The sequence below is a fragment of the Ligilactobacillus sp. ESL1201 genome, assembly GCF_058503265.1.
Genome location: NZ_CP196362.1, coordinates 524,267 through 538,359, shown reverse-complemented (window position 1 = coordinate 538,359; position 14,093 = coordinate 524,267). Strand labels below are relative to the sequence as shown.

9 protein-coding genes and 7 pseudogenes are annotated in these 14,093 nt (G+C 39.7%); 5 read left to right on the top strand and 11 right to left on the bottom strand.

Annotated features, from left to right (window positions below):
* Nucleotides 1-17: 17 nt before the first annotated feature.
* Together ACSYSK_RS02670 and ACSYSK_RS02665 are read left to right on the top strand one after the other, a co-directional pair.
* On the top strand, nt 18-1,202 hold the full coding sequence (locus ACSYSK_RS02670; protein ID WP_491715402.1) for a flagellin N-terminal helical domain-containing protein: 1,185 nt from the start codon (nt 18-20) through the stop codon (nt 1,200-1,202).
* 486 nt (nt 1,203-1,688) lie between these two features.
* Nucleotides 1,689-2,216: a sigma-70 family RNA polymerase sigma factor gene (locus tag ACSYSK_RS02665; RefSeq protein WP_491715401.1), complete on the top strand. Its 528-nt coding sequence runs from the start codon at nt 1,689-1,691 to the stop codon at nt 2,214-2,216.
* A 49-nt stretch (nt 2,217-2,265) separates the two neighbouring features.
* Here ACSYSK_RS02665 and ACSYSK_RS02660 read toward each other — a convergent pair whose 3' ends face one another.
* The 4 genes and pseudogenes from ACSYSK_RS02660 to ACSYSK_RS02645 all read right to left on the bottom strand — a co-directional run.
* The gene (locus ACSYSK_RS02660; protein WP_491715400.1) at nt 2,266-2,550 is read right to left on the bottom strand and encodes a hypothetical protein; all 285 of its coding nucleotides are present in this window, start codon (nt 2,548-2,550) and stop codon (nt 2,266-2,268) included.
* Nucleotides 2,543-3,154 (bottom strand): RelA/SpoT-related domain-containing protein, encoded by a 612-nt coding sequence (locus ACSYSK_RS02655; protein ID WP_491715399.1) that lies wholly within the window; start codon nt 3,152-3,154, stop codon nt 2,543-2,545. The genes ACSYSK_RS02660 and ACSYSK_RS02655 overlap by 8 nt, the downstream gene beginning before the upstream one ends.
* A 187-nt stretch (nt 3,155-3,341) precedes the next feature.
* Nucleotides 3,342-3,596, bottom strand: a pseudogene (locus ACSYSK_RS02650) (flagellin); the annotation flags it as partial.
* 1,470 nt (nt 3,597-5,066) lie between these two features.
* A pseudogene (locus tag ACSYSK_RS02645) lies at nt 5,067-5,573 on the bottom strand (flagellin N-terminal helical domain-containing protein); the annotation flags it as partial.
* 474 nt (nt 5,574-6,047) lie between these two features.
* Here ACSYSK_RS02645 and ACSYSK_RS02640 point away from each other — a divergent pair.
* Nucleotides 6,048-6,113, top strand: a complete 66-nt coding sequence (locus ACSYSK_RS02640) for a hypothetical protein (protein ID WP_491715847.1) — start codon at nt 6,048-6,050, stop codon at nt 6,111-6,113.
* Nucleotides 6,114-6,356: 243 nt separating this feature from the next.
* Nucleotides 6,357-6,452 (top strand): annotated as a pseudogene (locus ACSYSK_RS02635) (prevent-host-death protein); the annotation flags it as partial.
* A gap of 206 nt (nt 6,453-6,658) precedes the next feature.
* Here the strand turns inward: ACSYSK_RS02635 and ACSYSK_RS02630 are convergent.
* The 4 genes and pseudogenes from ACSYSK_RS02630 to ACSYSK_RS02615 all read right to left on the bottom strand — a co-directional run.
* Entirely contained in the window at nt 6,659-6,967 is a 309-nt protein-coding gene (locus ACSYSK_RS02630; RefSeq protein ID WP_491715398.1) for a type II toxin-antitoxin system YafQ family toxin, read from the bottom strand.
* Nucleotides 6,957-7,235 carry a type II toxin-antitoxin system RelB/DinJ family antitoxin gene (locus ACSYSK_RS02625; RefSeq protein WP_491715397.1) on the bottom strand — a complete coding sequence of 93 codons (279 nt, stop codon included), beginning with the start codon at nt 7,233-7,235 and terminating at the stop codon, nt 6,957-6,959. Before ACSYSK_RS02625 ends, ACSYSK_RS02630 begins: the two co-directional genes overlap by 11 nt.
* Nucleotides 7,236-7,392: 157 nt before the next feature.
* Nucleotides 7,393-7,647 (bottom strand): annotated as a pseudogene (locus ACSYSK_RS02620) (flagellin); the annotation flags it as partial.
* A 1,475-nt stretch (nt 7,648-9,122) separates the two neighbouring features.
* Nucleotides 9,123-9,624, bottom strand: a pseudogene (locus ACSYSK_RS02615) (flagellin N-terminal helical domain-containing protein); the annotation flags it as partial.
* A gap of 475 nt (nt 9,625-10,099) precedes the next feature.
* Between ACSYSK_RS02615 and ACSYSK_RS02610 the strand changes: the two are divergent.
* Nucleotides 10,100-10,165 carry a hypothetical protein gene (locus ACSYSK_RS02610; protein ID WP_491715846.1) on the top strand — a complete coding sequence of 22 codons (66 nt, stop codon included), beginning with the start codon at nt 10,100-10,102 and terminating at the stop codon, nt 10,163-10,165.
* 315 nt (nt 10,166-10,480) lie between these two features.
* Here ACSYSK_RS02610 and ACSYSK_RS02605 read toward each other — a convergent pair whose 3' ends face one another.
* From ACSYSK_RS02605 to ACSYSK_RS02595, 3 genes and pseudogenes are all read right to left on the bottom strand, one after another.
* Nucleotides 10,481-11,245: a DUF3800 domain-containing protein gene (locus ACSYSK_RS02605; RefSeq protein WP_491715396.1), complete on the bottom strand. Its 765-nt coding sequence runs from the start codon at nt 11,243-11,245 to the stop codon at nt 10,481-10,483.
* Between the two features lie 154 nt (nt 11,246-11,399).
* Nucleotides 11,400-11,654, bottom strand: a pseudogene (locus ACSYSK_RS02600) (flagellin); the annotation flags it as partial.
* A 1,559-nt stretch (nt 11,655-13,213) separates the two neighbouring features.
* Nucleotides 13,214-13,694, bottom strand: a pseudogene (locus ACSYSK_RS02595) (flagellin N-terminal helical domain-containing protein); the annotation flags it as partial.
* Between the last annotated feature and the right edge of the window lie 399 nt (nt 13,695-14,093).

Genomic DNA, 14,093 nt, shown 5'->3' with positions numbered 1-14,093 from the left:
AGGAGGGAGTTTTTACAATGAGAATTAATACTAATATTCCTGCAATGAACACGTTATCGAGTTTGAACTCAGCTAATGATGCCAAATCTGATTCGCTAGCTAAATTATCGTCCGGTTCTCGGATCAACAAAGCCGGCGACGACGCCGCAGGTTTGGCAATTTCTGAAAAAATGAAAGCCCAAATCGGTGGCTTAAACCAAGCTAAAACTAACGCCCAAGATGGTATATCTTTGATCCAAACAGCTGAAGGTGCGCTGAACGAAACTCACAGTATCCTTGGCCGGATGCGTGACCTTTCTGTACAAAGTGCTAACGATACATTAACAACGGAAGATCGTAGTGAATTACAGAAAGAATTCAGTGCTTTAACTAAAGAAGTTACTCGAATTGCTACAACTACTCAATTCAATACCAAGAACTTATTAAGTAAAGATGACACGCAATTTACATTCCAAGTTGGTGCTAACTCCGGACAAACAGTTAGTGTCAAGATTAATGCTATGGATGCCAGCTCCTTGAGTATTGATACCGTACAAGTGGATGCAACAGATGCTCAAAAGAAGGATGCATACGATGCTTTGATTGGTTCAAATGGACTCAATTTAGACCCTGGTACTGACATTACTCAGGCTATTGATACTACTGATGGTTTAGGACAATTTGATAGCAGTCTTGCTAGCCTTAAAACAACTATGGATGCTGCAGTTGACGCTGTTGATAGCACTACTCCTACTGCTGATCAAATTTCAACTGCATCTAAAGCTGTAATCGCATTTGCTAATCAATTACAAGGTGACATTAATAGTTATGGTGATCAAGTAACAAAATCTACCAACAAAAGTTCTGTAGATGCGTTAAAGTCATTAACTAATGATGCTATCAATACCTATAATTCAACATTAGATAAAAATGCTCGTGGTGAAGCAACTAAATCAATTAATGCACTTGATGCCGCCATCAACAAGGTTTCTGGCCAGCGTGCTGACTTAGGTGCCGCTCAGAACCGTTTGACGCATACGATCAACAACCTGGGTACCACTTCGACTAACTTGTCGGACGCTAACTCGCGGATTCGTGACGTTGACATGGCACAAGAGATGATGAACTTTACTAAGGATAATATTTTGTCACAGGCTGCGACATCGATGTTGGCGCAAGCTAACGCGATGCCAAACAGCGTGTTGACTTTGTTACAAGGCTAATTTAGGCTTTTACCTCAGACTTTAAACACAACTTGAACACTCAAAAAACACTCAATTAACAGGAACGTGCCTCGGGGGATCGGCGCGTTTCTGTTTTTTTGTCAATCATTAAATTTTAGTTAATAATTATTTTTAGGCGATTTTAGGTACTATTTAAAACAGTAAAACGTTGTCATATCAACGCTGGTGATTGTCAATTGCACTTTCAGAGCATTTTTAACACCTTTTTTACCCTTTAAGCGTTGATTTAACAACATTTCACTTCGAATTTTAGAATCTAAGTAGTTTTCTTATTTTTTATTAGTAAATATCATTTTAATTTTTAGAAATGCGCTATTATCAGGATTAGTTTGATGCATGATGATTTTTTAGTGACATATCAATGTGCAGTTTTTGTTTTTTAAGTGCAATTTTTATTTGAGGGGCTTTCTAGTATGATGAAGGCGTTCGGGGCCCCGGATAATCTAACAGAAACGGGTGTTGGCAATGAAACACACACGAGAAGCGTTAAATTATCTACTACAAGACGATCACGAGCGCGTCATTCACGGCGTGTTGAAAAACTTGCACGTTGCGCGCAGTTCAACTAACTACGAAGACTTGGTGTCGGAGGGACGCCTGTTATTTGCCGCGGCTTACGAGGAATACTGGCGGCGTAACGGCCATATCGACGCGCACTTCATGGGTTTTGCTTACCGTAAAATTCGCTGGGGGATCCTCGATATCTTGCGCAAAGACCACCTGCACCAGCAGCGCCAAACGCAGTTGCCGGTAACGGAATCCGGCATGCTACGTGCCACTTCCAACATCGCCGCTACATTCGAACAGCGCGAACTGTTGCGCAGTATCTGGCACGCTTGTAACGCTAAGGAGCGCTACTTACTGTTCCAGCGCTGGGGGCTCAACAAAAGTGTGGCGCAGATCGCCGCGGAGTTGCACGTCACGCGCCAAGCCGTACATTATTGGCAGCGTCGCGTCCGCGCTAAGGCAGCCAAATTGATGACACAAAAGTAACATTACCAAAAACGACCGGTGCACGAGGCACGGGCCGTTTTTTAGTGAGTCATACTTTTTGTTTCGTTAATTCCGTCCATTTGTCATAAAATTCATCGATACTGCCAACTTCAATTGCATCTTTAAAATATGGATCCATCTGTTGCACAGAAGCAAAATCAGCAGATTCCGTCGTCAGTACGTGAAGAGCAAAGGGAATGTCGGTAACAGCAACTTTTTTACTGATCAGCTGATGTTCGTGCATGATCTGTTCGTTGTCATCGGAAGCAAAATCATAGACATAAGCAGTTTTTCCACTTCTGCCGTACATGATCAAGTGCGTTATTTTATTCATTTTGGTCACGCTCCCGTTCGTGTCTGTCGTGTTCTAAGTAATTATTGGCCTTGTCGCTGACATCCCAAATCTGCAACTCCCACGGAAAATAGCGGTTGTTAGCCTGAAAGTAGCAATGAAATGCCCGGTATTCGCCGTCACTTCTGTAATAGTAACGTGTCATGATTTTCCGTTGCTTAAAAGTGGCAAGTAGTTGCTTGATTGCAGCAGAGTGAGCCGTTACTCCCGGTAAAATGATCCGGACGCCGTAGAGATCATTCAGTGATTTACCGACGTACAATTCACCGTGAGCAGAGGTTCGTTCAACATAATGGTGCATTTTTTTGTTGATGGTGTCAAGTGATTTCGTTCGGTAACGAACGTCAAACCGTAATTGCAATTTACGCATTTTTAGCGCTAGCGAACCATCCGTTTCTAACGCTTTTAAGTAATCCGGCACCAGCTCACGCATAAAAATTGGCTCGTTGTACGCCTGCGTGACGCCAAGCTTTTTCAAATTGCGCGTCCAGTACTCGGAGTGCACGTCATAATACGTTTGTGAAAACTGGCAGTGCAGCTGGTAGATGTCGTTGACCAGCTGCGTAATAATTGTGCAACAGTCCATGGCTCCCTCCGTTGAATTGGCTCGAAAAGCAAAAAGTAGCAGGAACTCCCAGCTACCGTAATTAGCGTAGCATTAATTGAAAGCGAAATCAAAACACAAAAAACAGGAACGCGCCGATCCCCCAGACGCGTTCCTGTTCGAGTATTCAAGTTGATGAAAAGGTAAATCTTGATTCTTAAATTAAATCTTAGCCTTGTAGCAAAGTCAACACGCTGTTAGGCATTGCGTTTGCTTGAGCTAACATTGACGTTGCAGCTTGTGACAAGATGTTGGACTTGGTGAAGTTCATCATCTCTTGCGCCATATCCACGTCACGGATACGTGAGTTAGCGTCTGACAAATTGGTTGTCGTCGTGCCCAAGTTATTGATCGTATGAGTCAAACGGTTTTGAGCGGCACCAAGATCGGCACGTTGACCAGATACCTTGTTGATGGCATTGTCAACAGCATTCAAAGCTGCGGAGGCGTTGGCACGAGCGTCACCATCAAGAGTGGCGTTGTAGTTAGCAATAGCATTGTTGGCTTTCTGTGAAGCATTAGCAGCTGGATGAGAATCTTCAGCAGCGGTATAAACTCCACCCTTAGTCATAGTGTTCATTTCTGCTTGCAGATTTTGTAAGTTAGTCTTGTCAGTACCATCAGCACTGTTGATTGCTTTACTTAATGAATCCTGTAAGTCTTCAAAGTTTTTAGCCGTAGGAGTACCAGCAATTGCACCACTAGAAGTAGTGAAAACTTTATCAACTGCGGACTTCAAATCACTATTTTCATCTTTACCTAGAAAATTACTTAATTTAGTTAAGGTTGCTTTAACACCATCTTTAGCGCCAGTAGCTTTACCTAGCATCTCAGTGGTTAGCTTGGTATCGTCTGTTTCGCCATCTCCAATAAAGCCCGAAGTATTTTTGATGGTATTTAATTGAGTGGACAAATCGGTATAGCCATTATCAGCAGCAAGCTTAACTAATGCGTTGAAGTCGTCAACCGTAGCATTAGACTTAACTTTACCTTCATTACCGGTGGAGGTATCGAAGACTTTATTATAAGCAGTTTTAAGTCCATTTGTGTCACTTGAATAATCACTAGCTAAAGAACCAGTAATTAATGCTTTGATTTTATCTGGACTACCATCATTACTAGAAGCAATAGCTGTTTGCACAGTAGAATCAATAGTTCCAGCGGTATACGCACCAGTTACTCCCTTAAATGCGGTCATTTGAGTTTGAAGGTCTGTTAAAGCATCCTTATCATTTCCAGTAGCAGATTCGAGCGCAGTATTAACAGCATCAGTTAATTTATCAAATTGCTTAGCGGTAGCAGTAGATTTAATTTTACCTTCATTACCAGTAGAAGTATCAAAAACATTTTCTAAAGTAGTCTTAAAACTACTGTTATTGTCCAAATATGATTTTAAAGCTGTTATATCGCCAGCAGTACCGGAACCTGCGCCATCTTTCATTTGATCCGTATAGTTAGAACCATCAAAGGCTGCAGCTTTTGAACTAGTTAATGCTTGGTCAACATATTTAGACGTGTCAACATCTGATTTATCGCCATAACTGCCGATGTCACCTTGTAGTTGGTTAGCAAAAGAAGTTAAATCAGTAGAGAATTTAGCGAAATCTTCCGGTGTAAACCCAGTAGCTGAAGCACTGACTTTGTTTTGACCATCAATAATGTTAGCCATATCGCCAGATAGTTTGCCATATAGGTCCTTTAAACTGGAATCATAGTGACCTAAACCAACATTTGAATTAGAGCCATCACCATAAACTAGGTTATAAAGTGCGTTATCGCCACCGCTCGTAGCATCTTTATCATAGCCGAGTTGGTTAATGAAAGTATTTAGCGCATCAATTTGTTGATCTTGTCGAGCGTTGACAGTGATATCACCAGTACCGTCACCAACACTAACACCTAGTGAATATGAATCCATGGCGTTAACATTCACACTCATCGTTTGACCAGAGTTAGCACCAATCTGAAAAGTAAATTGGGTTTTATCTTTACTTAAGAGGTTCTTGGTATTGAATTGGGTAGTTGTGGCAATTCTGGTAATTTCTTGTGAAAGTGCGGAGTATTCCTTGCTAATTTGGCTACGATCTTGGCTCGTCAACGTATCGTTAGCAGACTGAACAGACAAGTCACGCATCCGGCCAAGGATACTATGAGTTTCGTTCAAGGCACCTTCAGCGGTTTGAATCAAAGAAATTCCGTCTTGGGCATTCGTCTTGGCTTGAGTTAAGCCACCAATCTGAGCCTTCATTTTTTCAGAAATGGCAAGTCCTGCGGCATCGTCACCGGCTTTGTTGATCCGAGAGCCGGATGACAATTTAGCTAAGGAATCGGACTTAGCGTCGTTGGCCGAGTTTAAGCTGGACAACGTGTTCATTGCGGGAATATTAGTATTAATTCTCATTGTGATAACCTCCAAATATATTTTTTTAAGTACTGAACGCGGGAAAACTTGGAACACGCGTTGGCATTTTGGAGGAAAGTTGTTTGAATGGAATGCTAATTAAACGGAATTTTAATAGATATTTTAGAATTTATATAAATTAAAAAAGAACAGAATTGGATCGAGATTTGAATTTTCATCCTGAAATATTATGAGAAAAAATGAATTTAACTATCAATGAAGCATCGATTTTAGATTAAATTAGCTATTGAAAAATTAAAATTAATTCGAATAAGATGTGAATAAAAATAGGAGGATTTTTACGCTGAAAAATGTCATAAAATTACTTTTTAGGATTGAGGATATGATATACTGAATGCATGGGAAGTTTTATGGGCGGTGGTTGCGTACTTGAAGAGGAGGCGATGCCTATGGCATCAACAAATTTAGTGAAAGGAAACAACCGGCTTGAGTGTTTTTCAAGCTATCTCGTTGATGATCGAATTCGCAACGTTAGTCATTTTGATTATAGAATTCCACGATCATCACGACGAAAAGTAACACAAAAAAGCCGTCCCTCTATACTTTGACGAGTTAGGGACGGCTCATTTGCCGTAAATAATTTGCCACTGCCTTTAAAGCAGCCTGTTTTCAAAGCCGGTGTTAGCGCACCGGTTATTTTTATGTCTTCATTATAACACTAAAAATGTATTATTGACTAGCAATCATGTACTGAAGTTGCTGGGTGCAAACATTGCGTACGGCATTAACGTACATTACAATGAGCCTAAAGAGGTGAACGAGATGGAAAACACCGGTACCTTGGCCAAAGTACGTGAACGTGAAGCCGATGATAGTGGCTTTACCAATGTTGACGACATTGATTGGGATAATCTATGAATAATTATCAAGTTGAAATTAAGAATTCCGCCAAATATGAATAAGCAAAAACTACATAAAAAGCCATCCCACTTACTTTGACCGAGTACAGGATGGCTTTTATAGGACTTCTAAACTATGTTACCGCCTTTAAAGCGGCTTCCTTTATGTCCTTATTCTAACACTAGAATAAATGATCAACTAGCAGTACACCAATATAATTATATCTAAGGATTCTTATTCAAAATTTCGTGTGAACCCGTTGTTACTAATAATAAAATGAGTTTGTCACTTTGCAACCGATAGACCACAATCCAGCCATCATAATTACTAGCGTAAGAACCATACCTAGCTGGATGAAATTCACGGTATCCTCGCCAATTACCTGTTAATGCATGGTCTTTGATTCTCGCTAAAATGAGTTCATCATGTTCAATAACAGCTTTTACGCAAGGCTTTAATACCGAGACAGGAAAATGCTTTTTCGCCAGTTTTTTTAGTTGACGTTCAAATAAGTTAGTTCGTTTAATTTCCATCTAAGTTATCAACCCACTTATCAAAGTCATTCAACGTACCGATAGTTTTCACCTGACCGTTTTCGGCCTCTTTTTTTGCAGCTTTAGCCTCTGGAGAATCCAAAAAACTTACCAAGCGCACTTCATTATTAGCTGCTTTAATCAACGACAAGCGAATATATTCAGAAATGGTCAATCCTTGTTTAGCAAGATTATCCTTGGCTTTTTGCTGAATAGCTGAAGTTACTCTAGTAGAAACAGTTTTGTTTTTAATAACAGTATTACTCATGACATCCTCCTTTAACGTTTACTATTGTACTACAATAATTATATCTCATTTGGCACAACGTAGCAATTAAAGACACAAAAAAACAGGAACGCGCCGATCCCCCAGGCGCGTTCCTGTTCGAGTATTCAAGTTGATGAAAAATTAAATCTTAAATCAATTAGCCTTGTAGCAAAGTCAAGACGCTGTTAGGCATAGCGTTTGCTTGAGCCAACATTGAGGTAGCAGCTTGAGAAAGGATGTTGTCCTTCGTGAAGTTCATCATCTCTTGCGCCATATCAACGTCACGAATACGCGAATTGGCATCTGACAAATTAGTAGTTGTTGTGCCTAGGTTGTTGATCGTGTGGGTCAAACGGTTCTGAGCAGCACCTAAATCAGCACGCTGACCGGAAACTTTGTTGATGGCATTATCAACGGCATTCAAAGCGGAAGATGCGTTGGCACGAGCATCGCCGTCAAGTGTAGCGTTGTAGTTAGCAATTGCATTGTTAGCTTTTTGCGAAGCATTGGCATCTAGAGTACCCTTAGTGTAAGCACCATCAGATACCATCTTATCCATTTCGTCGCTTAAATCTTGTAGATGTGCTTTGTCATCACCAGTTGCAGTACTGAGAGAATTCTTAACTGCTTTTTGTAAGGCTTCAAAATCAGTAGCTTTAGCAGTTGTCTTCAATGCTCCATTTGTAGTATCGAATACTTTACCAACTGCAGTATTTAAATCAGAGTCAGTACCTAAGTAAGTAGCTAAATCAGTACCTAAAGTACCTGAAAATCCAAGTTTGCCAGCTGTACCTTGCATATCAGAGGTATATTTAGCTGCATCGACTGTTCCTTCAACATGTTTTGTATAAACACTGGCAGTAGATAAAACATTTAATGCACTACCTAAAGCAGTTAACCCTGCATTATTAGTAGTATCACCATCAACGGCTTTTTGTAGTACGTTAACGTCATCTAAGCTAGAGGTGCTTTTGATTTTACCATCTGAATCAAAGACATTATTAAAAGCAGTCTTGAAAGTAGCATTACTACTATTACTATAATATGAATATAAATCTCCAGGAGCCGAAGTATTATCAGTAGGGTCAGAATGTTCAGCAATCAATCCTTTAATGGTATCTGCGTCAGCATCCCCAGTTTGATTAGTAACTGCTGCAGTCCAAGAACCTGCTACTGGTTCAACGTAACCACCCGCATTCTTGAAATCACCAAGTTTCGTTTTAATTGTGGTTAAATTAGTGGCATCATCACCAGTTGTAGCTGTTATAGCATCTGTTAATGCATCTGCCAAATCTTTAAGCTGACTAGCAGTAACACTACTTTGCATTGTGCCATCGTTTTTAAACACTGCTTTAACTTTAGAATTAAGATCAGAATTGCTGCCTAAATAAGTTTTCAATCCTTGGATAGCACCAGCAACACCGCTACCCTCTACTGTAGTTTGGTTAGTCATTGCAGAAGAATCAAGCGCTGATGGATGAGCATCATCGACATAGCTTGTTAAATCAACGTCTGTTTTATTACCGTAACTGCCAATATCACCTTGTAGCTGGTTAGCAAATGAAGTCAAATCAGTAGTAAGTTTAGAGAAACTATCATCAGTAAAACCGGTAGCTGCATCAGAAACATTACCGCTTGCATCGGTCATGTCTTTCATGTCGGATTTAAGATTATCATATAGAGTTCCTAGACTAGAATCATAATGACTTAAACCAACATTACTAGAAGTTCCATCACCTTTAACTAAATCATAAAGGGCATCACCATTAGCAGCATTTGTTTTATATCCTAAATCAGAGATAAACTTGTTTAACGCACCAATCTGTTGTTCTTGTGTAGCATTAACTGTAATATTACCATCGTCAGTATTGTTAGCAACACTAACACCTAGTGAGAATGAGTCCATAGCGTTAACATTAACACTCATTGTCTGACCGGAGTTAGCACCGATCTGGAAAGTGAATTGAGTGTTATCTTTACTTAACAAGTTCTTGGTGTTGAACTGAGTAGTTGTAGCGATTCGAGTGATTTCCTGTGATAGAGCAGAATACTCTTTTTGGATCTGGCTACGATCTTGGCTCGTCAACGTATCGTTAGCCGATTGCACGGACAAGTCACGCATCCGGCCTAAGATACTATGAGTTTCATTCAAAGCACCTTCAGCGGTTTGGATAAGTGAAATACCATCTTGGGCGTTGGTCTTAGCTTGAGTCAAGCCACCGATCTGAGCCTTCATCTTTTCGGAAATTGCCAAACCTGCAGCATCGTCGCCGGCTTTGTTGATTCGGGAACCCGAAGAAAGTTTTGCCAGAGAATCGGATTTAGCGTCGTTGGCTGAGTTCAAACTGGACAACGTGTTCATTGCGGGAATATTAGTATTAATTCTCATTGTGATAACCTCCAATAAATATTTTTTAAGTACTGAACGCGGGAAAACTTGGAACACGCGTTGGCATTTTGAAGGAAGTATTTCGTACACAAATACTTATTTTTAGAAGATAATCATAAATATTTAGAATCGATATAAATTAAAAAAGGGATGAATTGAACTAAAAGTTGAGCCTATTGCAACGAAATATTATGAGAAAAAATGAATTTAACTATCAATCAGGTATCGATTTTAGATTAAATTAGCTATCGAAAAATTAAAATAAAAATGAATTAGATGTGAATAAAAATTGAGGAATTTAGTGCTACAAAAATGTCATAAAATTACTTTTTACAGTTGGGGATATGTTATACTAATTGAGCAAGGGGTTTTATGGGCGGTGGCTGTGCACTCGAAGAGGAGGCGATGCTTATGGCATCAACAAATCTAGTGAAAGGAATCAGCCGGCTTGAGTACGTTTCAGGCTATATCGTTGATGATCGAATTCGCAACCTTAGTCATTTTGATTATAGAATTCAACGATCATCACGACGAAAAGTAACACAAAAAAGCCGTCCTACTTACTTTGACCGAGTATAGGATGGCTTTTATAGACTTCTAGACTATGTCACCGCCTTTAAAGCGGCTTGCAGAGGGTCAGTGCTTTTTACTGGCTCTCTTTTTGTACCTTTATTATAACACTGGAAATGTATTATTGACTAGAATTAGTTCATAAACACTGATACTATAATTTACGAGTATCAAAGTGTTTGAATTTAAAATTAGCTGTGTTAGAATTAAGACGTAAGCAGGGTCTAGGCAAATGCAGCCTGGTGATGATCAACTGTGATGTTGATGCCCTGTATTTTTTATGCGTTTAATTAATCCATTTTGTAGCTTTAATGTAGCTGTAGTCAATGATATTACCGTTATCGTTAGTGGGGAAGTTATTTTTGATTTTACGCGCAAATTCTTTTTCTCCCAATTCTACACCTCTCCAGAGAGCTCCAGCTACTAAATCAGCTAATTGCACGCCTGTTGTAAATTCGGAATCTACAAAATTAATACTAGGTGCAAATTTGGTGGAATCGAATAATAAAAGTTTGCCATGTTGGATTTTTATAGCTTCTTTGTAAGCTTTAGCAATTTTTCTATTATGTCTGCTTCCCATACTATCAATAAAAACAATAACTTCTGAAGAAATTTTTTCTTCGTTGATATAACTAGCTACAGAGGACAGAAGATACTGAAAACATAATTTATACAGTTGGAAATCATCTTCAACGATAGATTTTTGAAATAAATGAATTTTATTCGACTGTGCACCAAATAGTTTAGTATCATTATTGCAAATAATATCGTATATTTCCTCCTTAAAGGCATGTCTAATAGTTCTGATATTAGTATTATCAGAAAATTTTTTAAAATTCAGTCCCTTTAAAGATGATTTGATTTCTACTTCTGTTTTAGTTAAAAATTTCTTTTTAACAGCATCGAATTGATATTCTATATTTTCTAAGTTGTGAACTTTAAGTAACGCACCACTTAAAACAAAAAAATTAGAATTGGAATGATCGGTTTCATCATCAACTTGACACTTCTTCGTTGGGGTGCCGGATTCGTCTATGTATAATAAATTCATGTTCTTCTCCATATTTTTATTGTTAACTCTATTATACAGATAAATTAATCAGAAAAAAATGAACAAAACACAAAAAACAGGAACGCGCCGATCCCCCAGACGCGTTCCTGTTCGAGTATTCAAGTTGATGAAAAGTTAAATCTTAAATCAAATCTTAACCTTGTAGTAAAGTCAACACGCTGTTAGGCATAGCGTTTGCTTGAGCTAACATTGACGTTGCGGCTTGAGAAAGGATGTTGGACTTGGTGAAGTTCATCATCTCTTGTGCCATATCAACGTCACGGATCCGTGAGTTGGCGTCTGACAAGTTAGTAGTTGTCGTACCCAAGTTGTTGATTGTGTGCGTCAAACGGTTCTGCGCAGCACCTAAGTCAGCACGCTGGCCAGAAACTTTGTTGATGGCATTATCAACAGCAACTAAAGCAGCAGAAGCGTTGGCACGAGCATCGCCATCAAGGGTTGCGTTGTAATCGGCAATTGCGTTGTTAGCCTTTTGTGATGCATTTTTACCGGTAACGTCAGGCTCTTCGGTAGGATCAGAGAAGACTCCAGCACTTACCATGTCGGTCATTTCTTTTTGCAGGTCTTGCAATAATGTCTTATCGCCAGTTGTAGTCAATGGATCAGCAATTGCGTCTTTTACGCTTTTTTGTAAAGCGCTGAAGTCTTCTGCCTTAACGCCATCTTTTAGACCACCATCGAAATTACCAGAAGTAACACTGAAGACCTTTCCGAGAGCAGTCTTTAAGTCAGCATGATTTGATAAGTAACCGCCAGTTGCACCTAAGCCGTCAGTTCCAAGAGTAGTAGTAGTTCCGACAGTTCCGTTATCACCCTTCATAGCAGCAGTGTATTTATTAGTGTCTAAAGTCTCCACTTTTTCAGTGTAACCGCCAGCAGTTTTGATAGCATCCAGTTGGGTGAGCAAATTGTCGTACCCATTTGCAGGACCAGATGCAGCTTTATTATCACTAGCTACCTTATACAACGCCTTGAAGTCACCAGCAGTAGCTGTGGATTTCATCTTACCATCAGAACCAAAAACAGCATCAAATGCATTTTTAAGACCATGTGTATTTCCATTATAATCAGCATTCAAAGCACCAGCTGTACCACCACTAGGAGCTGGCGCTATTAACCCCTTAATAGCATTTGCAACTGTTGTAGTTTCTTTGGTGCCGTCAACTGCGGCCTGTGTTGTAACACTGACTCCACCAGCGGTCTTGAAGGCATTCAACTGGGTTTGGATAGTTTTCAAAGATGCTTCATCATCATCGGAAACACCAGTTGCATCAATTGCACCTTGCATTGCATCACTTAAATCATTAACTTGCTTAACGGTCACACCAGATTTAAGTGAACCATCTGTACCAAAGACATCTGTTAACTGAGTTTTAAAAGCAGCCGTTGGATGTCCAGTGCCGGAAGTAGCTGATAAATAACCACCAGTTTTATTTAATTGTTTCATCGCACCGGCAACGCCAGTACCATCTTCACCGGTTTTCATCTTATCAGTAAACTTATCGGTATCAACTGTTGACACATCAGAAGCTGCAGGTGCGGCTTGTCCAGCAGCGTAAGCGTTAACTACTGAGCTGACTTCTGTTTTATCGCCGTAACTACCGATATCACCTTGTAGTTGGTTAGCGAACGATACTAGATCAGTAGTGAATTTAGCCAATTTGTCGGCATCACCCGAAACATTGCTTAAGTCTGTAGCACCATCGCCAAGGGCGCTAGTGATATTGTTATAGAGGCGTTCCAAGCTGGCATCGTATTTAGCAAGACCTGATCCGTCAGTAGAGCTGCCAACTAATTGTTTTAGACCACTACCACTGTCAAAAACACCAAGGTCATCGGCAAATTGAGTTAAAGCTGCTTGTTGTTGGTCGGCAGTGGCGTTAACTGTGATGTTGCCACCGTTAATGTCGTTAGCAACATGTACACCTAGAGAAGTAGCGTCCATCGCATTCACATTGACACTCATTGTTTGCCCAGAATTAGCACCAATCTGGAAGGTAAATTGAGTATTGTCCTTGCTAAGTAAGTTTTTCGTGTTAAATTGTGTTGTCGTAGCGATCCGGGTGATTTCAGTCGAAAGAGCTGTGTATTCTTTTTGAATTTCGGAACGATCTTCACTCGTCAGTGTATCGTTAGCACTTTGTACAGAAAGATCACGCATCCGACCGAGGATACTATGAGTTTCGTTCAGCGCACCTTCAGCCGTTTGAATCAAGGAAATCCCATCTTGAGCGTTGGTCTTGGCTTGGGTCAAGCCACCGATTTGGGCCTTCATCTTTTCGGAAATTGCCAAACCTGCGGCATCGTCACCGGCTTTGTTGATCCGGGAGCCCGAAGAAAGTTTTGCCAGAGAATCGGACTTAGCGTCGTTGGCCGAATTTAAGCTGGACAACGTGTTCATTGCGGGAATATTAGTATTAATTCTCATTGTGATAACCTCCAAATATATTTTTTTAAGTACTGAACGCGGGAAAACTTGGAACACGCGTTGGCATTTTGAAGGAGTTATTTTCAGAATAAATACTAATTAAACAGCGCTTATAGAATTGCTTTAGAATTGATATAAATTAAAAAAGAGATGAATTGAGGCAAAAATAGAATTCAGGAGACAAAATATTATGAGAAAAAATGAGTTTAACAATCATTTAGATATCGATTTTAGATTAAATTAGCTATCGAAAAATTAAAATAAATTCGAATTAGATGTGAATAAAAATGGGTGGATTTTTGCGTTGAAAATGTCATAAAATTACTTTTTTCAGTTGGAGGTATGATATACTAAATAGGCAAGGGGTTTTATGGGCGGTGGCTGTGCACTCGAAGAGGA

What these genes read in the sequence shown, in the direction of transcription:
- ACSYSK_RS02670 (WP_491715402.1), top strand. Translation starts at nt 18, where the DNA reads ATGAGAATTAATACTAATATTCCTGCAATGAACACGTTATCGAGTTTG.
- ACSYSK_RS02665 (WP_491715401.1), top strand. Translation starts at nt 1,689, where the DNA reads ATGAAACACACACGAGAAGCGTTAAATTATCTACTACAAGACGATCAC.
- ACSYSK_RS02660 (WP_491715400.1), bottom strand. Translation starts at nt 2,550, where the DNA reads ATGAATAAAATAACGCACTTGATCATGTACGGCAGAAGTGGAAAAACT.
- ACSYSK_RS02655 (WP_491715399.1), bottom strand. Translation starts at nt 3,154, where the DNA reads ATGGACTGTTGCACAATTATTACGCAGCTGGTCAACGACATCTACCAG.
- ACSYSK_RS02630 (WP_491715398.1), bottom strand. Translation starts at nt 6,967, where the DNA reads ATGGAAATTAAACGAACTAACTTATTTGAACGTCAACTAAAAAAACTG.
- ACSYSK_RS02625 (WP_491715397.1), bottom strand. Translation starts at nt 7,235, where the DNA reads ATGAGTAATACTGTTATTAAAAACAAAACTGTTTCTACTAGAGTAACT.
- ACSYSK_RS02605 (WP_491715396.1), bottom strand. Translation starts at nt 11,245, where the DNA reads ATGAATTTATTATACATAGACGAATCCGGCACCCCAACGAAGAAGTGT.